Genomic DNA, 21,975 nt, shown 5'->3' with positions numbered 1-21,975 from the left:
GGCGTGGGCCGTCGGCAGGATTCGTCGGACACGCGCGATAACGCCGGAGGCGATCATCACGCCGCCTGACGATTCCGTCTAGGCCTCAGGAGTCGCCGGAATCCGCGTCGCGCACATCGGCGGCGCGCGCGATGAGCGCTGGTTCCTCCTCGAGGCACAGGTCGATGATGTCGCGGAGCAGGCCTCCGAGGCTGGTCGAGTTCAGCAGACGGAACCGGTCGTACTCGCCCAGCGGAGCGATCGCGGCGAGCTGCCAGGACGACTCCACCGGGTCATCCGAGATGTCAGTTCCGGGATCCCATCGCGCCTCATCAAGGACGGAGGCGAGAGCGGCGAGGCGGCGCACGACCCGCTCAGCCTCGCGGTGGAGCGGTGCGAGCGCCTCGTCCCACACGAGGGGAGCCATCCTCGACACGTCGGCCACCGGGTGCGGGTCGTCCTCGCGCCATCGGTCGACAGTGATCCGTTCCCCGCCCACGGCGACCACGTACAGGTCCGTGGCGCCCGCCTCGATCTGCAGGATCCGCGCCATCGTGCCGGTGGAGGAGCGCTGATCCCCACCGCCTGCCTCGAGCCCCCGCTCGATGAGAACTACACCGAACTCAGGATCCTCCACGTCGAGCAGGTGACCGATCATGGTGAGGTAGCGCGGTTCGAACACCCGCACTACCAGCGGCGTGTATGGCAGCAGGACGCTACCCAACGGGAACATCGCGACCGCGTCCATGGGCACCAGTCAATCAGCCGGACGCGTCGCCCGCGCCTCTCGGTGGGCTACCCGATGCGGAGTGGGCGGAGGCTTTCGCTATGGTCGACGGATGCTTCCGTCGAATACTCCGCGCCTGGGCTTTCGCCAGATGGCTCCAGCCGATCTGCCCGCGATGGCCGGCCTTCTCGGCGACGCGGAGGTCATGCGGTTCTATCCCGCCCCGAAGACGCGCGAGCAGGCGTCGTCGTGGATCGACTGGAACCTGAAGAATTACGTCCAGTACGGACACGGGCTTTGGATCATCGAAACCATCGCGGGGGAGTTCGTCGGGGATTGTGGCCTCACGTGGCAGGACGTCAACGGAATCATGCGCCTCGAGATCGGGTACCACGTCCTGCCCCGCTGGCAAGGGCTGGGGCTCGCGACAGAAGCGGCCGCCGCGTGCCGCGACTTCGCGAGAGACCGACTCGGAGCCGAGGAAGTCATCGCGATTGTCCACCCCGAGAACCGCGCGTCGACCCGGGTGGCGGAGAAGATCGGGATGCATCGGGAAAACGACGATCGAGGTAACAACGGAACACTGCGCTGGGTTCTGAGCATGCCCTTCGCGGTCGCCTAGGGCCGGCCATCGTCCGGGCGAGGCCCGAGCGACCTACCATGGGACGCCCCGGTTCCAGCCCGGCTTCAGGATCAGCCGGTCGTCGAGCTCAACTCAGCAGGGCACGTAGGCACCGTCTTCGCGCTCGCCGCCGGGGTCGCGAACGAACGTGAATCGCGTGCCTTCGCCGTCGGTGGGCAGCGCCACGACGACGCCGTATTCGTCCGTCCAGTCATCCGATATGAAGAAGTAGTTCGCACCGGTCCGGTCGAGCAGCCGCAGTCCCGTGTACCGGTACCGCACCATCTCTCCGTCGCTATGACAGAGCGTGCGCACCCCCGGGGCGGAGATATCGAGCGGGTGCGTGCTGTCCACCTCGACGCCCGGAAGATCCTTGACCTTGTCCTCATAGCCGTCGGCCAGCACCGCCCCCTCGACGACTGCATAGTTCGTCGCCGACCAGAACACTCCTACCGCTACGAGCAGCGCTGTTGCCCCGCGGAAGACGGTCTCTGCCAGCGACGACGACCGGATAGCTCCGGGCAGTTTCGCGCGCAGGTGCGCGCCATACATCAACAGGAGCAACCCCGCGGCGCACACGAGAGGCCCCGCGACGAAGGTCTCGGCGAATCCCATGAACCCCAGCCCGACACCGAGAAGAATCACGCCGATGGCAAAGAGCCACGCCCAGCGAGCGACCCCCCGAACGAGCGGGTCGTCGTCGCCTCGGATCGCGCGACGCACCGTCCACCACCGGTCGAACGCGAACCACGCGAATCCAGCCAGACCCGCCGCCAGGATCGGCACGAACACCGCCTGCACGCTGCGCAAGAGATAGTCCTGCGCGGACATCCCGAGTATCGCTTCGTCGATGCCGAGTTCGTCGGCCATGCGATCGCTTCGTGCCCATCCGAGGTACACCAGGAGCGCGGTCAGCACGCCGACATTGAGCACGATCGCGGTGATGGTCTTCACCAACCCACTGCGATCCGGGCTGTCGGATCCAGGCTCACTCATCGGACGATCCTGGTAGCTGTTCGTCCGTCCCAGCGGTATCGGATGGCGACAAAGACGGTGACGGAGACGGCGTCTGGCTGGGCTCCGATGGAGTCTCGGGTGCGGGGATTGGCGCCGATTCGTCAGCGGCCGTCAGCGGGTCGTCCCACAAGGTCCAGCCGTTCGCATCGGTGCCCGTCTGGAAATCCGGCCCGTCCGGCCAGAGACCGAGGCATTCGAAGGAGTCGGGCGGGCGCTGCTCGATGACGCTCTGCAGCGCACGGTAGAGCTTGCACCAGGGAGTGTCAGCGGGGCCGAGTCCTTGCGTGCCGTAATCAGCGATGGCTTGACGAGTAAGCGCTGCGCCGGTCGCGGCGTCGCCGCGACAGTACGCCACGCCCGCTGCGGTGAAAACGACGGCACGCGGGCTGGTCCACGCCCCGTAGTTCGGCGAGGAGGTCGCAGTGCGCGTAATGAGCTGTTCGGCCGAATCGCAATCGTTCCGGAACAGCGACTCGTACGCGCTGTCGTCGTTGAACGTCGGGGTCTCCGGGTCCGGGGGCAACGACCAGATGTAGATCACGGTCTCTCGCTCATCTTCACCGCCGGATCCGCTCACATCGGACCCGTCGTCGGCCACTGTCGGGCTCGGCGTGTCGGTCGGCGGGGGACTCTGCTCCGTCGTCTCGTCCTCGTCGAGGACCTCCGACAGCGGGGTCAGACCAGCGCAGCCCGCGAGCCACGCCCACGCCGTCGCGACGATGACTCCGCATACCACCACCGCGTACGTGCGACGGGTACTCGTCATCGCACACCCCCTCGTGCCGGCGCCCGCGGCTTCTGCTGCGGTGATTGGCGAGCGTCAGCGGCCGCGGACGAGGTGATCCTCAGCGGTATGGAGGGCGTGATGGCAAGGCTGATACCTGTCAGCCCAAGCAAGCACGCCACGCGTCGCGTCCGGTCGCTCCCGCCAATGCCGATCTCCTTGCACGAGGATGAGTCGTTGATGTGCCTTATTCAGATTCGGGATGGGGAGTGGGAGCAGATGGGGTGCGGTGCGGGCCTTGGCGTCGGCAGCACGCTGGAGAGCGGCACGCGAATCGAAGCCGGGCTCGCCCGAGAGTTTCGGGTCTTGGTGAGCCGCGGGTCTCCTGTCTCTCCGCGGCACGCGATGATGGAGCCATGTCCTCCTCCGTCGAACGTCAGTCCAACCCGACTGCCTGGGCCGCGTTCTGGTTCGCGCTCGCCGGCCTCGTGCTCATGCCCATCCCGCTGTTCATCGGGCTGATCCTGGGCGGCGCACTTTCGATCGTCGCCGCAATCCTCGCCGTGATCGCCCTTCTCAAGGGACTCGCGCGCAGCGGCAAGGGCATCGCGCCCGTCGTGTTCGCCGGAATCTTCATCGCGCTCACGTGGGGCGGCATCTCGATCGGCGGCGGCACCGTCTGGTAGGTCCCGGAGACGCTAGGGACGCAGCATCCTGCCGCCCGAATGCTCTTCGAGATGACGGGCGAGGGCTTCCAGCAGGCCTCGGCTGCCCTCTTCGCGGTTCGGGCCGTCCGCCCAGAACCTGTCGAAGAAGACGCCGTGTTCGACGTGCGTGAGCCTGGTGCCGTCGGGGAGCTGCTCGAACTCGAAGGACGCCACCGATGTGGACATGTGGATGCCGTCGAGCCACATGTCGTAGGTCGTGACGATGCGAACGTGTTCGACGATGTCGGTGTAGACCGCCTCGTACCGCGAGAGCGGCCCTCCGTGGAACCGTGCCTCGTCGACGTCGCGTCCGCCGACGCGGAAGTCGAACGCCCACTCGCCAGGCTCGAAGGCGTCTCCGTCGCTGACCCAGCGGCGCTTCTGCTCCCCGTCGGCGAACGCCTGCCAGACCCTTCCGACGGGCACGGGGTAGTCGCGAGTGAGAGTGAATCCGGAGTGGGCCAGTCGGCGGTCGATCGTCATGGGGTGCTTCCTAGCGGGTGAAGGTGACGTGGATCGTGCCGCTCTCGGCGACCTGGGTCTGCACCCTGTGTGTCGATTCGAGGCCCCGCAGGTCATCCCAGACGCGGATGCCGCGGCCGAGCACGATCGGCGCGATCGCGACGTGGAGGTCGTCGACGAGTCCGGCGCGGAGGAATTCGCGCGCCGTGCGCACGCCGCCGCCGACCCGCACGTCGAGACCGCCGGCGGCGGTGGTCGCCTCCGCGAGCACGTTCTCGATCGCGCCGCCCCGGAATTCGAACGTCGTTCCGCCGGCCATCGGGATCGCCGGCCGCGGAGCGGAGTGCGTGAGCACATAGACGGGGGTGCCGAATGGCGGCTGGTCACCCCACCAGCCCTTCCAGTCCGGGTCATCGGGAAACGCGTGCAGACCGAACATCGCCGCGCCCATGATCTCGGCGCCCACGCCCTCGAAGAACGCAGCGGCGAACGACTCGTCGAGCCCGGTCGTGCCCGCGCCGCTCGTGTCGCCGAAGACCTTCTGCCGGAAGGTGCGCGTCGCCGCGTATGCCGCTGTCAGCGGAGCCCAGTCGTCGCCCATCGGGTTGTCGGCCTCGGGGTCGGGTGCCGATGTGTAGCCGTCGAGCGACGAGAACAAGTCGATGCGAACGCGGGTCATGTCAGATCTCCTTCGATGTGGTGCGGGCCAGATGGATGCCGAGGCGGTCTGCCTGGCGTTCCGCAGAGGTGCGTTGCTCGCCGAGCCAGAGATGCAGGACGTCGAGCGCGCCCGGTCGCAGGCTCACCGTCCGGACGCGTCCTTGTTTGCTCGAGGTGACGACTCTGGCGTCCTCGAGAACCCGCAGGTGCTGAAGCAGCGACGGCAGTGCCATCGAGAACGGCGTCATCAGGTCGGAGACGACGGCAGGCGATTTCGCCAGCCGCTCGACGACCGCGCGGCGAGTGGGATCCGCGAGAGCGCGGAGAACAGCATCCAGCTCTCCGGAATAGTTAGGCATGTACCTAACTATTCCGAAGAGGGGCGGACCCGTCAACATGGTCGGCTAGCATGCGGGGATGACGAACCCGGCTCCGATCGAAGACGTCCCGATCGGCGGCGAATCCATTCGCCTCGGGCAGTTCCTCAAGTTCGCTGGGCTTCTCGACTCCGGTGGGAATGTGAAGGAAGCGATCATCGACGGCTACGTGCTCGTGAACGGCGAGGTTGATCGCCGCCGCGGACGGCAGCTGCAACTCGGCGACGTCGTGACCTTCGAGGGCCGCGCGGTCCGCGTCTGCCCGTGAGGGCTGAGGACAAGATCCGCCCCACGGGGGAGGCGAGGCGCGACCCGTACCTCGTACCATCCGAGATATGACCCAGGCCGCTTTCAAGCCCGGTGACGATGTCTTCACGACGAACGCCCGCGGCATCATCATCGATATGCGGGCGACGCCTTCCGGAAAGTGGGTGTTCGGGGTCGAGGACGCCACCGGCGAGGTGACCTACTTCACCAGCGCTGGGCTGCACCTCGCGCAGGACTGACCGAGTTCGGTCACCGACCGGGCCTCCTCGCCGCAGTTCGGGCGGCAGCCGCGCTGGGTGACTGCGTCGTTCGCGGGAACAGATCGATGCCCCGTTGCCCGGGCCCCGCCGGGAGACCATGGCAGCCGTCGACCCGGGGCGCCCGCGCCGCATACGCTCGTCGTGTGCTCACCGATCGGGACATCGCACGCTGGCGACTGCACTCGCAGCATCTCGCGGCACCCGTCGACGGCGCGGAGGACGTCGTGCGGTCGCTCCTCGCCGTGCAGGCCGAGAACCCGTCGCAATCGGCGTGGGCCGTGGCCACCCGCACGCGCCACCCGAGCCCGGCCGATCTCGCCGGTCTGCTGGCGAGCGGACGCGTGCTGAGGACGCATGTGCTCCGCCCGACGTGGCACTACGTCCACGCCGACGACGCGCTGTGGCTCCTCGAGCTCACCCGCGACCGCGTGCTGCCGACGGTAGACCAGCAGCTCGTCCCGCTCGGCGATCGCCTGACCGCCCTCACCGACGTCGTGCTCGCCACCCTTGCCGAATCCCCGGACCGCACGCGCACCGAGCTCGCCGACGCCCTCGCGGGGTGCGGCCACGAGCTGACGGGAATGCAGCTCATGCTCCTGGCCGGCCGTCTCGAGCTGCACGCCGAGATCTGCAGCGGGGTTCCGCGCGATGGAGAGCACACCTACGCGCTCTTCTCCGACCGGGTCGGCGCACCCCAGCGGCTGGACCGGGATGAGGCGCTCGTCGAGCTCGCCCTCCGCTATTTCACCTCCCACGGACCCGCGACCGAACGCGACCTCGCGTACTGGGCGACGCTCACCCTCACCGACGTGCGCCGCGGACTCGCGGGTGCGGCGGAGCGACTCGATTCGTTCGATCACGACGATCGCACCTATTGGCACGCTCCCGGCCGGCCCGCAGCATCCGTTTCGCCGAAAGGCCACCTGCTGCAGGTGCTCGACGAGATGTATCGCGGCTATCAGGACTCGCGCTGGGCGCTCGATGCCGACCGACTGCTGTCGCGCGGGCGCGAGACCACGATCGGCATGGCGCTCGTGGACGGGCAGGTGGTCGCGGGGATGAAGCGCACGCTCACGGCGCGGGCGGTGACCTTCGAGATCCGCAAGCTGCGGCGACTTGCTCCCGAGGAAGAGGACGCGATTCAGGATGCTGCGGTCCGCTGCGCCCGGTACCTCGAACTCGCGCCGCGCCTGGTGTGGCAGGAGCCGGGGAGCCCCGGCGGAGTGTGACGGAACGCACCGGATCTCGGCGCCGTGTCGAGGAGACGGGACTGCCCCGGTATCGCACGGGCGCGGAGCGTGCGATACCGGGGGATCCGCGTGACGGAAGGATCAGCCGATCGATGCCGCCGCGGCGCGGATCGCGTCGAGCGTCGCCTCCGGCTGCGACACCATCGAGACGTGCGACGCGTCCACCTCGGTGATCGTGGCGCCGGCTCGCTCTGCCATGCGGCGCTGCGTGTCGATCGGGATGACGCGGTCCTCGGTGCCGAGCACGGCCCAGCTCGGGATCGTCTTCCACGCGGGCGCGGCCGACGGCGTCACGTTCGCGACGAAGGATGCCGGACGCTGCGTCGCGACGATCGTCCAGCGATCCGCCTCGGGGAGGTCCTGCGCGAACGCCTCATGCACGGTCTCCGGCTTGAGGAACGCCTCGGCCACGCCCTCCGGCGCGCCCGGGTAGCCGGCGACGTCGAGCACCGTGGTCGGATCGGCGACCGCGAGGGCGGAGCCGCGTCGACGCCAGTGGTGTCCGGTTGCGCCGGGTGAACGATCGCCGACGACCGTGCAGGCGCCACCGCCACCGTCTGTCAATGGGGATCCGCAGCTCGGGTGACGTGCCTAGCCTGGGCCGATGGCAGTGAGAGAGCTGTGGCTCGTCCGGCACGGGGAGAGCATCGGGAACATCGCGGCGACGCGGGCCGAGATCGAGGGTCTCGATGTGATCCCGCTCGACGTGCGGGATGCCGACGTCCCTCTGTCGGACACCGGGCGGGAACAGGCGGCGGCGCTCGGAGCGTGGCTCGCCGACCACCGCGACGGCATCGACCTGTACTGTGTCTCGCCCTACGCGCGAGCACGGGAAACGCTCGCGATCGCTCTCGGCGACGGAGCGGCGGGCCGGACGGTCTTCCTGGACGAGCGGCTGCGCGACCGAGAGCTCGGGACCCTGGATCTGCTCACGAGGCAGGGTGTCGCACGTCTGCACCCCGAAGAGTTCTCGCGGCGCCGCCACCTCGGCAAGTTCTACCATCGACCGCCGGGAGGGGAGTCATGGGCGGACGTCGCGCTGCGGCTCCGGTCGTTCCTCCGAGAGGCGCTCGAGAGCGGGCCCGAGACGGCGATGCTGGTCGTGCACGACGCGGTGGTCATGCTGCTGCTCTACATCCTGCTGCCGTTGCGCGAGGACGAGCTGCTCAGCTTCGCCGACGATCACACCGTGTTGAACGCCTCGATCACCCACGTGATCCGTACCGAGGCCGGCTGGGAGCTCGCCGCCTTCTCGGACGTGGCCCACCTGCAGCGCGAGGGCGCCGATGTCACCGCTCACCCCGGGGATCCCGATGTCCAGCCGCGCTGAGCCTGTGACCGAAGCCCTGCTGAGGGAGTGGGGCCTGCCCGATCCTGGCGACTCGAAGAAGTCCCGCGGCGACGTCGTGGTCGTCGGCGGATCGCGCACCTCGCCCGGGGCCGTGCTCCTCGCGGGCGAGTCGGCGCTGCGGGTCGGTGCGGGGCGCGTCGCGCTCGCGGTGCCGCAGTCGATCGACGCTCAGGTCGGCATCGCGCTTCCGGAGGCCGGCATCCTCGCGCTCCCCGACGAAGCCGGCGCGCCTCTGGACGGGGAGCTGGGGGAGCGGGTGGCGTCGGCCGATGCCGTGCTGGTCGGGCCTGGCTTCAGTGACGCCGACGAGACGCGGGAGACGCTGCGCGCGATCGCCGCGACGAAGCCCCGTCTCGTGGTGCTCGACGCCTTCGCGCTCGGCGTGCTGCCCGAGATCGATCGCGGCAGCCTCCCCGCCGATCTCATCCTCAATCCGAACAAGGACGAGGCGAAGATCCTGCTCGGTCGCGAGCTCGCCGATGACGTCGCCGACGTCCGCGAGATCGCCCGCGAGTTCGATGCGGTCGTGAACTGCTACGGCGTGGTGGCGCATCCCGACGGTCGCGCGTGGAGGCTCGACGAGGGCGACGGCGGATTGGGCACTTCCGGAAGCGGGGACGTGCTCGCGGGCGCCCTCTCAGGATTCTCCGCGCGCGGCGTGGACCCCGCGCGCGCGGCGGTGTGGGGCTCGTGGGCGCATGCTCGCGCGGGCGTCAGGCTCGGCGAGCGGATCGGCCTAGGCTTCCTCGCGCGGGATCTGGCGCGCGAGCTGACGCCTGCCGTCCACAGCCTCAGCGGACGATGACCGCACGAAGAGGAGCCGCCTCGCTATCTGCGCTGTTCGAACGCGCTCGCCGTGATCGGAACAGCCACCGCGGCCCCGATGCAGAGCACCCCCAGCACGAACCAGAGAGCCGGCAGCGGCAGAGCGAACGACAGACCCACCAGGGCCATCCCGCCGACCAACAGGATCAGATAGAACACGAAGAGCATCGCCAACCTCCCGGATCGCCTGACTCATTGATACTCCTCGCTGCCGTCGGACCGGAAGGGTGGGATCCCTGGCCCTGGCGGTGTGTGGGGACGACAATGACGCCATGAGACTCGTGCAGGTCGCCCAGCACGCCGACGACCTCCAGCGCGCCGCCGGCTTCTACGGCTCGCTCCTCGGCGCCGACGCGACGGCGGTCTTCGATCCGCCCGGTCTGCTCTTCTTCGACCTCGACGGCGTCCGGCTGCTGCTCGACCGCAACGCCCCGTCGGCCGTGCTGTACCTCCAGGTCGATGACGTCGCGGCGGCGCTCGAGCGCCTCGGCGGTCGAGCCGAGATCGTCGCGCCGCCGCACGTGATCTTCACCCACGAGGACGACACGCTCGGCCCCGCGCGGCACGACGAGTGGCAGGCCTTCGTCAAGGACTCCGAGGGCAACACCGTCGGCCTCGTCTCGTTCCGACCCGTCGCCACCTGATCGTCATGCTGCAACATGAGACGGCGAACACGTAGGCATCGTGCTCGTATCGAGTCCGTAACGGGAGCCAGTGTGCACACTCCTGTCGAGTTAGCCTGGTGGCGATGAGCGCCTACGTCTCGGCGTTCGAGCTGTTCTCCATCGGCGTAGGACCCTCGAGCTCCCACACGGTCGGCCCCATGCGGGCCGCCCACGATTTCGTCGTCCGCCTCCGCGAAAGCGGCACGCTGCCGCGGGTGGGCCGCGTCACCTGCACGCTGTACGGCTCGCTCGGCGCGACGGGCATCGGTCACGGCACCCCCGACGCCGTGGTGGCAGGTCTGCAGGGTCTCGAACCCGAGACAGCGGATCCGGATGCTGTGCGCTCGGCGTGGACCGCGTGGCCCGACGGCCGCGCGCTCGAGTTGGCCGGCACGCATGAGGTGCCGTTCGAGCGGGGCGACGTCGTATTCGCACCCCGCACGCGCCTGCCCGCTCACCCGAACGCGATGACGCTCGAGGCGTGGAGCTCGCCCGGCGACGGACCGGCCCGCGCGCTCGCCGCGCCCGGCGTTCGCGAGACCGGATCGGCCCCGCACATCGAGCCGATGGCGGAGACGGATGCCGGACTCCTCGTCCGCGAGACCTACTACTCCGTCGGCGGCGGCTTCATCCGCCGCGAAGGCGAGGCGCCCGAAGTGCGCGCCCACGCGTTCCCCCTCGACTTCTCGAGCGCCGAGGAGCTGCTCGCCGTGTGCGACGAGCGCGGGATCACGATCGCCGAGGCCGCGCGCATCAACGAGGAGGCGCTGCGTCCCGACGAGGACATCGCCGAGGGCCTCGACGCGATCTGGGACACGATGGCCGCGTGCGTCGAGGCGGGCCTGCAGTCCGGGGGCGTGCTCCCGGGCGTGCTGGGCGTCAAGCGACGTGCCGCCGCCATCCGCGAGCAGCTCGAGGCCTCGGAGGCCGACGGCCGGCGAGAGCTCCCGGGGGAGTGGCTGGGCGCCTTCGCGCTCGCGGTGAACGAGGAGAACGCCGCGGGCGGGCGCGTCGTCACCGCGCCGACGAACGGCGCCGCCGGCATCCTCCCCGCGGTCGCGATGTACTGGTGGCGCTTCCTCGCCGATTCCGGGCTCGGCGCCGGCAACGCGGTGACGCCCTACGGCGAGCTCGTCGGCAGCGCCCTGCTGGGATACCGCGGCCACGCGGCGACCACCGAGGAGGCCGCAGGCTGGAACGACGAGCAGGTTGCGGAGGCGAACCGTCGCCGTGGCATCCGTCGATTCCTCCTCACTGCCACCGCGCTGGGGTCGCTGTTCAAAGCGAACGCCTCGATCTCGGGTGCCGAAGGCGGGTGCCAGGCGGAGGTCGGATCGGCGTGCGCGATGGCCGCCGGGGGCCTCACCGCCGTGATGGGCGGCACGAACCGCCAGATCGAGAACGCCGCCGAGATCGCGATGGAGCACCACCTCGGCCTCACGTGCGACCCCGTCGGCGGGCTCGTGCAGATCCCGTGCATCGAGCGCAACGCGATCGCCGCGTCGACCGCGGTCACGGCGGCACGCCTCGCCCTGCGCGGCGACGGGAGCCACTACGTCTCGCTCGACGCGGTCGTCGAGACCATGCGCCAGACCGGCATCGACATGTCGCACAAGTACAAGGAGACGAGCGAGGGCGGCCTCGCGGTCAACGTCATCGAGTGCTGACCGCGGCTCAACCAGTCTCAGCCCGCGCCCGTTCGTTCAGGGCGAACGCGGAAGTACTTAGCACTCGCATCATGAGAGTGCTAATCTCGACTTAGTTGAGCCGATTCGACTCAACTCCCAGATCGAGAGGAGATAACCATGGCCACCTACGACCCCTTCCGGGACCTCGACCGCCTTGCTGCCGGTCTCTTCGACACGCGACGGGGACCGCGCCGCATGCCGATGGACCTGTACCGCGACGGGGACCACTACGTCCTGACCGCCGACCTTCCCGGCATCGACCCGGGCTCGGTCGACATCGACGTCGACGGCCAGTTGCTGACGATCCGCGCCGAGCGGACGCTGACCAGCGGCGACGACGTCAAGTGGATCACCCGCGAGCGCGAGGCCGCGAGCTTCCTGCGCCAGCTCAACCTCGGCCAGGGCGTCGACACCGCGCGCATCTCGGCGAGCTACAACAACGGCGTGCTGAGCGTGACGATCCCGGTCAGCGAGAAGGCGAAGCCGCGCAAGATCGAGGTCATGTCCGAGGGCGGCGCGCCCACGATCACCGCACACGAATCCGACGCGCCCCAGCCGATCGAACAGTAGGGCCGTTCCAGAGCGGATGCCTCGCCGACCACCGAGCGACGGGGCATCCGCGCTGTCGTCTACGGGCGGACCCCGCCGGTGAAGTGCCGGCGGCAGCGTGCCTGATACGACTCGACGCCCCCGACCTGCGCGACGGTCGGGACGCGCGGGTCTCCGGGGGCGTCGGCGGCGATGCGCTGGTGGAACGCGGCGTCCTCGCCGCAGACCGCGCACACCGCGGTGAGCTTGAGTACGTCCTCGGCAATGGCCATCAGCGCGGGCAGCGGCTCGAACGGCCGCCCGTCGAACGTGACGCACAGCCCTGACACGACGACGGTCACCCCGCCGGCGACCAGCTCGTCGACCGCGGGAACGAGGTCTGCGCCGAAGAACTGCGCCTCGTCGATCGCGACGAGATCGAGGCCGCGGCCCTGCACGCCGGAGACGAGCGCGGACACGTCGGGCACCGAGCGGGACGGCACGCTCAACCCCGAGTGCGAGCTCACGAGCCCCTCGCCGCGACGGTCGTCGAGGACATGGCTCACCACCTCGACCTCGAGCCCCGCGATGCGCGCGCGGCGGACGCGGCGCAGCAGCTCCTCCGACTTGCCCGCGAACATCGGCCCGCACACCACCTGGAGCCGGGATGGCCTGGTCGCCCGCATGCCGCCCACCTTACGTCCGGACGGGTGCGGGGCGCAGGATCAGCCCCCCGCGCGGCGGCCGCGCCGCACGCGCCCGACCGTCTCTCCGACAGCCACGCCCGCGAGCACGATCGCGGTGCCGATCGACAGCGTGAGCGTGTCGCGCACGATCGCGGCGACCGCGAGCAGCGCGAGCGCGAGCAGGCCCGCGAGCTGCGCGCGCGCCCAGCGCCGTTCGAGCAGGTGACGGAACAGCACCGTGCCCGCAAGGAACAGCATCGGCCCGCCGATGACCGCGATCGCGGCCGCGGGGTCGTGCGCGTGCGGGTGCGAGAGGGCGTCCTTGTCGCCCACGCTGATCACGACGATGCCGGCCACGATCGGCAGGTGCATCCAGGTGTAGGCGGTGCGTGCCAGCCGACCCGGCGCGTCGGACGACTCGATGGCCTCGGCGCCGACGCGCTCGCCGTGGTCGAAGTAGATCCACCAGGCCGCTGCGGCCGTCGCGAACGCGGCGACGAGCGCGATGATGGATGCCGCGGACGACTCGGTCTCGGCGAAGACGAAGCCCGTGACGAGCATGCCCTCGCCGAGGGCGATGAGGACGAACAGCGAGGTCCGCTCGGCGATGTGCGGGCCCGAGAGATCCCAGCGGTCGAGGCGTACCTTGCCGAGGCCGGGGACGGGGAAGGCGAGGAGCGTCCCCGCGAGTTCGATCCCGAGCGCGATCGTCCACAGCGGCAGCTGCCAGGCGAGCGGCAACAGTGCGCCGATGACCCAGAAGACGGCGCTCGCGACCGTCCACGCGAGCACCGCGGTGAAGTCTCTGGACACGGCCGGATCGTGGCGAGCCGTCGCCCACACGATGAACGCCGTGCGCCCGACCTGCAGCACGACGTACGCGATCGCGAACGCCCACGCCCGCTCGCCGAACGATTCGGCGATCGAGACGCTCATGACCAGCGAGACGAAGGCGAGTCCGATGATGGCACCCCGAACCGGCAGCGTCACCGGGTCGAGCCAGTTCGTCACCCAGGTCGTCGACACCCACGCCCACCACAGCGCGCACACCATGATCACGCCCTCGAAGACTCCGAGGGGACTCTGATTCTCGTACAGGTACGCCGACAGCTGCGTCAGCGCGAACACGAACACGAGATCGAAGAACAGCTCGATGTACGTCACGCGATCGGCGTGCGGCGCGTCCGTCGGCCTCATCACGTTCCGGGTCATCCCGAAGGGCATGCCCCATCCTGTCACCGCGCGTCTCGTTGACGATGGGGTGGCGCGAGAGCACTATTCAACACGTGGCGAACAGCGCGGGGACGGATGCGGTGAGCGTGCGTGGTCTGCACGTCCGGCGCGGGAAGACCGAGGTGTTCACGGGATTCGATCTCGACATCCCGCGCGGACAGATCACCGGGCTCCTCGGCCCATCGGGGTGCGGCAAGACGACGCTCATGCGCGCCATCGTGGGCGTGCAGAAGGTGGCCGGCGGCGACGTGACGGTGCTCGGCGAGCCCGCGGGCTCGAGTGCGCTGCGCAAGCGGGTCGCGTACGACACCCAGGCGGCGTCGGTGTACGGCGACCTCACGATCCAGCAGAACCTGCGCTACTTCGCGCGGCTCGTCGACGCGCCCCGCACCGATGTCGACCGGGTCATCGAGCAGGTGGGCCTCGCCGATCAGCGCGACCAGACCATCGACTCGCTCTCCGGCGGACAGGAGAGCCGCGTCTCGCTCGCGGTCGCAATGCTCGGCGCTCCCGAGCTGCTCGTTCTCGACGAGCCCACCGTCGGCCTCGACCCGGTGCTGCGCGCCGAGCTGTGGGAGGTCTTCCGCGGCCTCGCCGACGCCGGGGCGACGCTCGTCGTCTCGAGCCACGTCATGGACGAAGCCCTCCGCTGCGACCGCCTCGTGCTCATGCGCGCGGGCCGCATCATCGCCGACACCACACCCGACGGCCTCTTCGCCGACACCGGGACGACGGATCCGGATGCTGCCTTCCTCACGCTCATCGAGCGCGACGCGCAGCCGCGGGCAGAGGCAGAGGCGCAGCATCCGCTCACCCGCCGCGAAGCGCGCGAACAGGCCGCGCACGCGGAGCACCCCCACCACGGGAGCGCCTCATGAACGGCGTGCTGACGCTCGCGACCGCCGGGCGGGTGCTGCGGCAGCTCAGCCACGACCCGCGCTCCATCGCGCTCATGCTGGTCGCACCCAGCCTGCTCGTCGGGCTGTTCGCGTGGCTGTTCAGCGACCAGGAGGGCGTGTTCGACCAGTTCGGGGGCCCGATCCTGGCGTTGTTCCCGTTCATCGTGATGTTCCTGATCACGTCGATCACGACGCTCCGCGAGCGCCGGTCGGGAACCCTCGAACGGCTGATGACGACGCCGATCGCGAAGGCCGACTTCATCGTCGGATACGGACTGGCGTTCGGGCTGATGGCGACGCTGCAGGCGGTCATCACGGTGACCTTCGCGGTGTGGGTGTGCGATCTCGAGGTCGAGGGTCCGCTGTGGCAGCTCGGCCTCGTCGCGGTCGTGGACGCGATCCTCGGCACCGCGCTGGGGCTGCTGGCAAGTGCGTTCGCACGCACCGAGTTCCAGGCGGTGCAGTTCATGCCGCTGATCGTGTTCCCGCAGATCATCCTCGGCGGGCTGTTCATGCCCCGCGAGGACATGCCCGAGGCGCTGTACCAGATCTCGAAGATCCTGCCGCTCAGCTATGCGATCGACACCATCAACGCGGTCACCGGCGGCGAAGAGGGCTGGGAGGTCTTCGGGCCGCTGCTCATCGTGGTCGCGTTCGCGGTGGGTGCGTTGATCCTCGCGTCGCTCACGTTGCGGCGGCGGACGCCCTAGGAGTTGCTTGAGGGTCCGGCGCGCGTTTCGACTCGCTCGTTCCTCGCTCGCTCAACGACCGGGGCGGGGGTTACGCGCTCGACGACCGGGGTGGGCGTTACTCGCTCGACGACCGGGGTGGGCGTCACTCGCTCGACGACCGGGACGGGGGTCAGCAGCTGGGCTGCTTCTTCCGCAGCTTCGCGGTGAGGTCGCGCAGCTGGCAGAGCTCGTCGTCCGAGAGGAGCGACATCCGCTCGGCGATGGCCCTGCCGTGGGCACTGGCGATGCGACGGAACAGCGAGGCCCCGGCATCCGTCGCGTGCACGAGCGCCCCGCGCCCGTCGTCGGGGTCGGCGCACTTGGTGAGCAGCCCGCGAGTGACCATGCGGTCGACGAGGCGGGACACGCTCGGCTGGCTGATGAGCATGTTGGCGGTGACGTCGCGCAGGCGCGCGGTGAGGTCTTCGCCGCGGGTGACCGTGAGGAGCACGTCGTACTCGGCCTGACTCAGCGTCTCGTCGTCGAAGTCTTCGTTGATGTCGCCGAACACCTCGTGCTGCGCACGGAAGAGACTCTCCCACGCGTCGATGGCGAGACGGCGATCGGTCATAGCGTCCAGATTAGAGCCTCTCATCGACTCTAGGCTGGCCCCATGGCGTCTTCTGCAGTCGCGTCATCGCGCGCGCGTCGTCTCGGAGTCGCGGGTCTGGTGCTGGCGGTGCTCGCCGGCGCCCTGCTCGCCGGCCTGAACCCCGGCCCGGCGCACGCGGGCGTGGACGACTTCTCGTTCGAGAGCCTCGATGTCGAGTATCAGCTCGGCCGCGCCGAAGACGGCACGAGCACCCTGACGGTCGTCGAGACGTTCGTCGCGATCTTCCCCGACTTCGATCAGAACCGGGGTATGCGGCGCATCATCCCCGAGAGCTATCAGGGTGCGCCGCTGCACCCTGAGCTCGTCTCGATCACGGACGAGAACGGCGCGCCCCGCGCCGAGGAGACGGAGTCCGAGGACGGCTTCTACTGGATGACCTCGCGGGCCGACGACTACGTGCACGGCCGCCAGACGTACGTCTTCACCTACACGCTCGACAACGTCACGCGGTACTTCGCCGACACCGGCGCCGACGAGTTCTACTGGGACGTCAACGGCGTCGCCTGGCCGCAGCCGTTCGGCCGCATCACCGCGCGCGTGACCATGCCCGACGACCTCGCCGGCGCGCGCACCGGCGCGCAGGCCTGCTACGTCGGCTACCAGAGCTCGACTCAGACCTGCCCGATCGAAGATGCCGACGGCGCAGTCGTGGCGTCCGTCGAGAACGTGCAGCCGTACCAGACGATGACGATCGCGATCGGATTCGACCCGGACACGTTCATCCAGTTCGATCCGGGCTTCCTGGCGTCGCCGTGGGGGTGGCTGCAGAGCGGAGTCGCCGTGCTCGGGCTGGGCACCGCGGTCGTGCTCGCTGCCGTCACGCGCCGACGCCACCTCCGCGACGAGCCCGGCCGGCCCGTCATCATCGCGGAGTACACGCCGCCGCGCGGCATCGATGCCCTCGAGAGCGCCGTGCTGCTCGGCCGCACCACGAAGGCGATCCCCGCCGAGGTTCTCGAGCAGGCGGTGGTCGGCAGCATCCGTATCGAAGAGGGCCCGCGCAGGTGGTTCGGCGGCACGAAGCTGAAGGCCGTGCTCGTGAACCCGTCACTGGCCGACGGGGATGGACGGATGCTGCTGCCCGGCCTCTTCCCGCTGGGCTTCCCGGGTGAGGAATTCGAGTTCGGCCGCAGCGACACGAGGTTCTCGACGACGGCGCAGAAGGTGCTGAAGGCGGCGTCGTCGGAACTGTCGTCCCGGGGGCTGCGACGCAAGGTGCCACTGAGCGCGCGGGCGTGGCCGCTCGTCGTCGCGATCGGCTCCTCGTTACTGGTGCTGCTCTTCGGCATCGGCGCACTCGTGGGCTACGTGACGCCATGGGTGCCGATCCTGCTGATCATCGCGGCGGTGCTCGTCACTCTCCTCGTCGCCGGGATGGTGTCGCGCAAGCCGCTGACCGCCACGGGCGCCGAGGCTCGCGACCACCTGCTCGGGCTCAAGCAGTTCATCGAGTGGGCCGAGGCCGATCGCATCCGCATGCTGCAGTCGCCGCAGGGCGCCGAGCGGGAGTTCGTCGACGTGTCCGACCCCCGCGTGAAGCTGAAGCTGTACGAGACGCTGCTGCCGTACGCCGTGGTGTTCGGCCAGGAGAAGAAGTGGGCCGAAGAACTGGTGGTGCTGTACGGGGCCGGCAACTCGCCGGGCTGGTACGCGGGGTCGAGCGGCTTCAACGCCGCGGCCTTCTCGGCCGGGATCTCGAACCTGTCGACATCGGCCTCCTCCTCGTCGTCCTCCGGCGGGTCCTCGGGTGGCGGCTCCGCGGGCGGTGGCGGCGGCGGCGGAGGGGGCGGCGGCGTCTGACACGGATGCTGCGACCCGCCCCGGGTCGCGGGTTCAGCCTTCGCGGGGGTGAGGGGCCGTCGGTTCGGGCACGTGCAGCCGCGTGAGGAACCGGTCCGTGCCGCGTGGGATGCCGCGGCGATCGCCGAGCGAGACGAGCACGGTCACGAGCACCGCGATCGGGACGGTCCACGCGGCGGGCTGGTCGAGGAACGGACGAAGAGCGGGAAGCCCGGCCGAGAGGAGGCCGCCCCCCAGGATCGCGACGCCGGAGAGCACCGCGCCGGTGAGCATGCCCGCGATGGCGCCGCGCGCGGTGAGCCCGCGCCACCAGATGCCGAGCAGCAGCACGGGGCACAGCGTCGACGCGGTGAACGCGAAGACCAGGCCCACGCTGCCGGCGAGCCCCGCCGGCTCGGTGGCGAGCGCCACGACCAGGGGGACGAACGACGACAGCACCGCGGCGATGCGGAAGCCGCGCACGCTCCCGCCCAGCAGGTCCTGGCTGATCACGCCGGCGAGCGAGACGACGAGACCCGACGAGGTGGAGAGGAACGCCGCGAAGGCTCCCGCGATGACGAGGGCGGTCAGCACGTCGCCGAGCGGCCCGGAGATGAGCCGGCCGGGGAGGAGGAGGATGAGCGCGTCGGCGTCGCCCGATTGCGCCAGGTCGGGAGCGAACGCCCGCCCGAGGAATCCGAAGGCGGTGGGGAACAGGTAGAACACCGACAGCAGCACGAGCACGATGACCGTCGTGCGGCGTGCGGCGACGCCGTCGGGGTTCGTGTAGAACCGCACGAGCACGTGGGGGAGTCCCAGGGTGCCCAGCAGCAGCGCCACCATGAGCGACACCGTGCGGTAGACCTCGAGGTCGCCGGGGCCCGCGCTCGCCGGGAACGCCTCGATCGGCGGCAGCACGGGCTGCACGTCGCCGATGAGCAGCAGGATCGCGACCACCGGGATCGCGAGCGCGGTGAGCTTCAGCCAGAACTGGAACGCCTGCACGAACGTGATCGAGCGCATGCCGCCCGCCGCCACGACCACCGCCACGATGACGGCGACGGCGAGGGAGCCCACCCACGCGGGGAGCCCCGTCGTGATCCGCACGGTGAGGGCCGCGCCCTGCAGCTGCGGCACGATGTAGAACCAGCCGATGACGATCACGAGCGTGCTCGTGACGCGGCGCGCCCACAGCGACTCGAGCCGCGCCTCGGTGAAGTCGGGGATCGTGTACGCGCCCGAGCGGCGCAGCGGCGCGGCCACGAACAGCAGCAGCATGAGGTAGCCCGCGGTGTAGCCGATCGGGAACCACAGCGCCGCCGATCCCGTCAGCAGGATGAGTCCGGCGATGCCGAGGAACGACGCCGCCGACAGGTACTCCCCGCCGATCGCCGACGCGTTCCACCACGGCCGCACCGTGCGGCTCGCGACGTAGAAGTCGCTCGTGGTGCGGGACACCCGCAGGCCGTAGAAGCCGATGAGCGCCGACGCCACCGCCACAGCGGCGATGGCGAAGTAGCCGATGGCGGGGTTCACTCGTCCTCCGCGAGTGCGCGGTACCGCGCCTCGTTGCGCGACGCCGCGCGCACGTAGAGCCCGCCGACGGTGATGGCGAGCGGGTACACGCCCGCCCCGAGGAGCAGCCACGACAGTGGCACGCCGATGACGAAGGTGGAGTCGAGCTCGGGTGCCAGCGCGACGGCCAGCACGAACAGCGCGGTGGCGACCACGAATCCGAGCGCGAACACGATCCCGAGCCGCAGCTGCGAGCGGATGAGCGAGCGCACGTACACGCCGGCGATGTCGCTCGTGGGCCCTCCGTCCGCCTGCGACGATGCGGAGCGGACGGATGCTGCGGCCGAGCCGGCGTGCGGAGCCGTCACGCGCACTCGGCCCGGCGCGGGCGGGTGCCGGTCCGGCGGGGTGCCGCCGTCGCTCGCGGTCATGCGCGCGGCCGGATCGTCGTCGACTCCAGCCGCTCCCGGAGCGCCGGCAGGCAGCGCCGGCTCACCGGCAGCTCCGCCCCGCCGACCGTGACGCTGGGGTGGTCGCCGCCCAGGCGCAGCCGGGCGAGGTGCGGGATCGCGACCAGATACGAGCGGTGGATGCGCACGAACGCATCGGCCCACTGCCGCTCGAGATCCGCCATCGGCACCCGCACCAGGTAGCTCGCCTCCTCGGTGTGCAGCCGCGCGTAGTCGCCCTGCGCCTGCACGTAGCGCACCTCGTCGCGGCGGATCATGCGCGTCGTCCCGCCGAGCGTCACGGCGATGAGCTCCGCCTGCGCGGCGGCCGCAGCATCCGTCGCCGGCGCAGCCTGCGCTTTCATCGCCTCGATGACGCGCGTGATCGATCGATGCAGCCGCTCCGTGCGCACCGGCTTCAGCAGGTAGTCGACCGCGGCGAGGTCGAAGGCCTCGAGCGCGCTCTCTTCGTCCGCGGTCACGAAGACCAGGGCGGGCCGGCGCTCGAACCGCTGCAGCGCGCGGGCGAGGTCGAACCCGCTGAGACCGGGCATGTGGATATCGAGGAACGCGGCGTCGACGCTCTCGCGCGTGAGCAGCCGGATCGCCTCGGCACCCGACGACGCCTGATGGATGACGCCGATGCGCGGATCCTGCCCGAGCAGGAACGCGAGTTCATCGATCGCGGGCTGCTCGTCGTCCGCGATGAGCACGGAGATCATGGGTCGCGCCTCCCCTCGCCGCGCTCGAGGGTGGCCGTCGCACGGACCGGACCGGTGGATGCCGCGACCCGGCCGGGCTGCGACTTCGGCACCCGCATGCGCACCAGGGTGCCCGCGCCGACATTCGTCTCGACGACGAGACCGTGCTCGTCGCCGTACACCTGCCGGAGCCGCGCGTCGACATTGCGCAGGCCCACGTGCTCGCCCGGAGCGCCGCCGGCGAGAGCCCGCTCGAGCACGACCGGGTCGATGCCGACGCCGTCGTCCTCGACGCTGATCTCGGCGAACGCCCCCTGATCGGATGCCTCGATCGTGATGCGCCCGCCGCCCTCCTTGCCCTCGAGCCCGTGGCGCACCGCGTTCTCGACGAGCGGCTGGATCGACAGGAACGGCACGACCGTCGACAGCACCTCGGGAGCGATCTGCAGGGTCACCTTCAGGCGGTCGCCGAACCGCGCGCGCTCGAGCTTCAGGTAGCTGTCGATCGAGCGGAGCTCCTCGGCGACGGTGGTGAAGTCGCCGTGCCGGCGGAACGAGTACCGCGTGAAGTCGGCGAACTCGAGCACGAGGTCGCGTGCCTTCGCCGGGTCGGTGTTGATGAACGACGCGATGGCGTTGAGCGAGTTGTAGATGAAGTGCGGGCTGATCTGCGCGCGGAGCGCGCGCACCTCTGCCTCGGCGAGCGCGGCCCTCGAGGCATCGAGCTCGCCGAGCTCCACCTGGGCCGCGACCCAGTCAGCCACCTCGCCGGTGGCGCGCACGAGGCCGGCCCGCACGCGCGGCGCGAACGCGACGATGGCCCCCGCGGGCACTCCGCCGGCGAGGATCGGCGCGGCGACAGCATCCGTCTCCCGTTCGCCGATCCGTGCACGCCGCTGCATCTGCGTGCGACCTGACGCACGCGCCTCGGCGGCCAGCCGGCCGGCGAGCTCGCGCACGGCGTCGTCCCCTTCTACGATCACGTGACCGGACGGGTCGACGAGCGCGAGCGTCTCGCACCCGAGGAGGGCTTTGAGGTGGCGTCCGGCGCGGGTCGCGTCGCCCTCCGAGATGCCGCCGCGCAGGTGCTTCGCAGCGCGGCTCGCGAGGTGAAGCGTCTGATACGTCGCCTGCTCGACGTCGGTGCCGAGCTCCTTCGATGCCACCACGATGCGCCGGAGCAGGATCACGACGCCGACCGCGAGTGCCCCGGCGAGGACGCCGGCGGCAGCGGCGAGCAGCATCGACTCGGGCATGCGG

At 70.2% G+C, this 21,975-nt stretch carries 28 protein-coding genes; 13 read left to right on the top strand and 15 right to left on the bottom strand.

All coding sequences use genetic code 11. The features are described 5' to 3' along the window. Positions 1-85: 85 nt before the first annotated feature. Entirely contained in the window at positions 86-727 is a 642-nt protein-coding gene (locus ACEYYH_RS17485; protein ID WP_374975577.1) for an LON peptidase substrate-binding domain-containing protein, read from the bottom strand. Between the two features lie 91 nt (positions 728-818). Between ACEYYH_RS17485 and ACEYYH_RS17480 the strand changes: the two genes are divergently transcribed. Continuing rightward, on the top strand, positions 819-1,328 hold the full coding sequence (locus tag ACEYYH_RS17480; protein WP_374975576.1) for a GNAT family N-acetyltransferase: 510 nt from the start codon (positions 819-821) through the stop codon (positions 1,326-1,328). Between the two features lie 93 nt (positions 1,329-1,421). Here ACEYYH_RS17480 and ACEYYH_RS17475 read toward each other — a convergent pair whose 3' ends face one another. Both ACEYYH_RS17475 and ACEYYH_RS17470 read right to left on the bottom strand, forming a co-directional pair. Continuing rightward, positions 1,422-2,324, bottom strand: coding sequence for a hypothetical protein (locus ACEYYH_RS17475; RefSeq protein WP_374975575.1), 903 nt, complete (start codon positions 2,322-2,324; stop codon positions 1,422-1,424). After that, positions 2,317-3,111 (bottom strand): hypothetical protein, encoded by a 795-nt coding sequence (locus ACEYYH_RS17470; RefSeq protein WP_374975574.1) that lies wholly within the window; start codon positions 3,109-3,111, stop codon positions 2,317-2,319. Before ACEYYH_RS17470 ends, ACEYYH_RS17475 begins: the two co-directional genes overlap by 8 nt. Before the next feature lie 374 nt (positions 3,112-3,485). On the opposite strand from ACEYYH_RS17470, the gene ACEYYH_RS17465 reads away from it, so the two are divergent. Then, positions 3,486-3,755, top strand: coding sequence for a hypothetical protein (locus tag ACEYYH_RS17465; protein ID WP_374975573.1), 270 nt, complete (start codon positions 3,486-3,488; stop codon positions 3,753-3,755). 12 nt (positions 3,756-3,767) lie between these two features. Here the strand turns inward: ACEYYH_RS17465 and ACEYYH_RS17460 are convergent, their stop codons facing one another. Genes ACEYYH_RS17460 through ACEYYH_RS17450 form a run of 3 tightly spaced genes read right to left on the bottom strand, consistent with a single transcriptional unit; the run spans position 3,768 to position 5,257 of the window. Beyond that, on the bottom strand, positions 3,768-4,259 hold the full coding sequence (locus tag ACEYYH_RS17460; protein WP_374975572.1) for an SRPBCC domain-containing protein: 492 nt from the start codon (positions 4,257-4,259) through the stop codon (positions 3,768-3,770). A gap of 10 nt (positions 4,260-4,269) precedes the next feature. After that, the gene (locus ACEYYH_RS17455) at positions 4,270-4,917 is read right to left on the bottom strand and encodes a dihydrofolate reductase family protein (RefSeq protein WP_374975571.1); all 648 of its coding nucleotides are present in this window, start codon (positions 4,915-4,917) and stop codon (positions 4,270-4,272) included. A gap of 1 nt (position 4,918) precedes the next feature. Beyond that, positions 4,919-5,257 carry a metalloregulator ArsR/SmtB family transcription factor gene (locus ACEYYH_RS17450; RefSeq protein ID WP_116195745.1) on the bottom strand — a complete coding sequence of 113 codons (339 nt, stop codon included), beginning with the start codon at positions 5,255-5,257 and terminating at the stop codon, positions 4,919-4,921. A 58-nt stretch (positions 5,258-5,315) separates the two neighbouring features. Here ACEYYH_RS17450 and ACEYYH_RS17445 point away from each other — a divergent pair, with 58 nt between their 5' ends. The 3 genes from ACEYYH_RS17445 (at position 5,316) to ACEYYH_RS17435 (ending at position 7,031) form a co-directional block, all read left to right on the top strand. Then, complete coding sequence (locus ACEYYH_RS17445) at positions 5,316-5,543, top strand: RNA-binding S4 domain-containing protein (protein WP_116195746.1); 228 nt, start codon at positions 5,316-5,318, stop codon at positions 5,541-5,543. Between the two features lie 67 nt (positions 5,544-5,610). After that, positions 5,611-5,781 (top strand): hypothetical protein, encoded by a 171-nt coding sequence (locus ACEYYH_RS17440; protein ID WP_374975570.1) that lies wholly within the window; start codon positions 5,611-5,613, stop codon positions 5,779-5,781. Positions 5,782-5,945: 164 nt separating this feature from the next. Then, positions 5,946-7,031, top strand: coding sequence for a winged helix DNA-binding domain-containing protein (locus tag ACEYYH_RS17435; RefSeq protein ID WP_374975569.1), 1,086 nt, complete (start codon positions 5,946-5,948; stop codon positions 7,029-7,031). A 102-nt stretch (positions 7,032-7,133) separates the two neighbouring features. Here the strand turns inward: ACEYYH_RS17435 and ACEYYH_RS17430 are convergent, their stop codons facing one another. Continuing rightward, a complete protein-coding gene (locus tag ACEYYH_RS17430) occupies positions 7,134-7,616 on the bottom strand; it encodes an alpha/beta fold hydrolase (RefSeq protein WP_374975568.1) in 483 nt (160 codons plus the stop codon). 40 nt (positions 7,617-7,656) lie between these two features. Here ACEYYH_RS17430 and ACEYYH_RS17425 point away from each other — a divergent pair, with 40 nt between their 5' ends. Further along, positions 7,657-8,382 (top strand): histidine phosphatase family protein, encoded by a 726-nt coding sequence (locus tag ACEYYH_RS17425; RefSeq protein WP_374975567.1) that lies wholly within the window; start codon positions 7,657-7,659, stop codon positions 8,380-8,382. Then, positions 8,366-9,208 carry an NAD(P)H-hydrate dehydratase gene (locus tag ACEYYH_RS17420; protein WP_374975566.1) on the top strand — a complete coding sequence of 281 codons (843 nt, stop codon included), beginning with the start codon at positions 8,366-8,368 and terminating at the stop codon, positions 9,206-9,208. Before ACEYYH_RS17425 ends, ACEYYH_RS17420 begins: the two co-directional genes overlap by 17 nt. Before the next feature lie 23 nt (positions 9,209-9,231). On the opposite strand, the gene ACEYYH_RS17415 is transcribed toward ACEYYH_RS17420, so the two are convergent. After that, positions 9,232-9,396 (bottom strand): hypothetical protein, encoded by a 165-nt coding sequence (locus tag ACEYYH_RS17415; RefSeq protein WP_374975565.1) that lies wholly within the window; start codon positions 9,394-9,396, stop codon positions 9,232-9,234. Positions 9,397-9,500: 104 nt separating this feature from the next. On the opposite strand from ACEYYH_RS17415, the gene ACEYYH_RS17410 reads away from it, so the two are divergent. From ACEYYH_RS17410 to ACEYYH_RS17400, 3 genes are all read left to right on the top strand, one after another. Then, a complete protein-coding gene (locus tag ACEYYH_RS17410) occupies positions 9,501-9,872 on the top strand; it encodes a VOC family protein (RefSeq protein WP_374975564.1) in 372 nt (123 codons plus the stop codon). Between the two features lie 104 nt (positions 9,873-9,976). Further along, the gene (locus ACEYYH_RS17405; RefSeq protein ID WP_374975563.1) at positions 9,977-11,560 is read left to right on the top strand and encodes an L-serine ammonia-lyase, iron-sulfur-dependent, subunit alpha; all 1,584 of its coding nucleotides are present in this window, start codon (positions 9,977-9,979) and stop codon (positions 11,558-11,560) included. Positions 11,561-11,698: 138 nt separating this feature from the next. Then, the gene (locus ACEYYH_RS17400) at positions 11,699-12,151 is read left to right on the top strand and encodes an Hsp20/alpha crystallin family protein (protein ID WP_116195751.1); all 453 of its coding nucleotides are present in this window, start codon (positions 11,699-11,701) and stop codon (positions 12,149-12,151) included. Positions 12,152-12,210: 59 nt separating this feature from the next. Here the strand turns inward: ACEYYH_RS17400 and ACEYYH_RS17395 are convergent, their stop codons facing one another. Together ACEYYH_RS17395 and ACEYYH_RS17390 are read right to left on the bottom strand one after the other, a co-directional pair. Next, entirely contained in the window at positions 12,211-12,795 is a 585-nt protein-coding gene (locus ACEYYH_RS17395; RefSeq protein ID WP_374975562.1) for a thymidine kinase, read from the bottom strand. Between the two features lie 39 nt (positions 12,796-12,834). Next, positions 12,835-14,019 carry a low temperature requirement protein A gene (locus ACEYYH_RS17390; protein ID WP_374975561.1) on the bottom strand — a complete coding sequence of 395 codons (1,185 nt, stop codon included), beginning with the start codon at positions 14,017-14,019 and terminating at the stop codon, positions 12,835-12,837. Positions 14,020-14,081: 62 nt separating this feature from the next. Between ACEYYH_RS17390 and ACEYYH_RS17385 the strand changes: the two genes are divergently transcribed. Both ACEYYH_RS17385 and ACEYYH_RS17380 read left to right on the top strand, forming a co-directional pair. Continuing rightward, on the top strand, positions 14,082-14,906 hold the full coding sequence (locus tag ACEYYH_RS17385; RefSeq protein WP_374975560.1) for an ABC transporter ATP-binding protein: 825 nt from the start codon (positions 14,082-14,084) through the stop codon (positions 14,904-14,906). Beyond that, positions 14,903-15,637, top strand: coding sequence for an ABC transporter permease (locus ACEYYH_RS17380; RefSeq protein WP_374975559.1), 735 nt, complete (start codon positions 14,903-14,905; stop codon positions 15,635-15,637). Before ACEYYH_RS17385 ends, ACEYYH_RS17380 begins: the two co-directional genes overlap by 4 nt. Positions 15,638-15,788: 151 nt before the next feature. On the opposite strand, the gene ACEYYH_RS17375 is transcribed toward ACEYYH_RS17380, so the two are convergent. Beyond that, entirely contained in the window at positions 15,789-16,229 is a 441-nt protein-coding gene (locus tag ACEYYH_RS17375) for a MarR family winged helix-turn-helix transcriptional regulator (protein WP_374975558.1), read from the bottom strand. A gap of 42 nt (positions 16,230-16,271) precedes the next feature. Between ACEYYH_RS17375 and ACEYYH_RS17370 the strand changes: the two genes are divergently transcribed. Then, positions 16,272-18,071 (top strand): DUF2207 domain-containing protein, encoded by a 1,800-nt coding sequence (locus ACEYYH_RS17370; RefSeq protein ID WP_374975557.1) that lies wholly within the window; start codon positions 16,272-16,274, stop codon positions 18,069-18,071. 33 nt (positions 18,072-18,104) lie between these two features. Here ACEYYH_RS17370 and ACEYYH_RS17365 read toward each other — a convergent pair whose 3' ends face one another. From ACEYYH_RS17365 to ACEYYH_RS17350, 4 genes are read right to left on the bottom strand one after another with little or no spacing between them, the layout of a single operon-like run. After that, on the bottom strand, positions 18,105-19,586 hold the full coding sequence (locus ACEYYH_RS17365) for a cation acetate symporter (RefSeq protein WP_374975556.1): 1,482 nt from the start codon (positions 19,584-19,586) through the stop codon (positions 18,105-18,107). Next, positions 19,583-19,996, bottom strand: coding sequence for a DUF485 domain-containing protein (locus ACEYYH_RS17360; RefSeq protein ID WP_374975555.1), 414 nt, complete (start codon positions 19,994-19,996; stop codon positions 19,583-19,585). Before ACEYYH_RS17360 ends, ACEYYH_RS17365 begins: the two co-directional genes overlap by 4 nt. Further along, the gene (locus ACEYYH_RS17355) at positions 19,993-20,736 is read right to left on the bottom strand and encodes a LytR/AlgR family response regulator transcription factor (RefSeq protein WP_374975554.1); all 744 of its coding nucleotides are present in this window, start codon (positions 20,734-20,736) and stop codon (positions 19,993-19,995) included. The genes ACEYYH_RS17360 and ACEYYH_RS17355 overlap by 4 nt, the downstream gene beginning before the upstream one ends. Beyond that, positions 20,733-21,971 (bottom strand): sensor histidine kinase, encoded by a 1,239-nt coding sequence (locus ACEYYH_RS17350; RefSeq protein ID WP_374975553.1) that lies wholly within the window; start codon positions 21,969-21,971, stop codon positions 20,733-20,735. Before ACEYYH_RS17350 ends, ACEYYH_RS17355 begins: the two co-directional genes overlap by 4 nt. Positions 21,972-21,975 lie beyond the last annotated feature (4 nt).

The organism is Microbacterium trichothecenolyticum (genome assembly GCF_041938625.1).
Classification (GTDB): Bacteria; Actinomycetota; Actinomycetes; order Actinomycetales; family Microbacteriaceae; genus Microbacterium; species Microbacterium trichothecenolyticum_D.
This window is presented reverse-complemented; position numbering and strand designations above follow the sequence as displayed.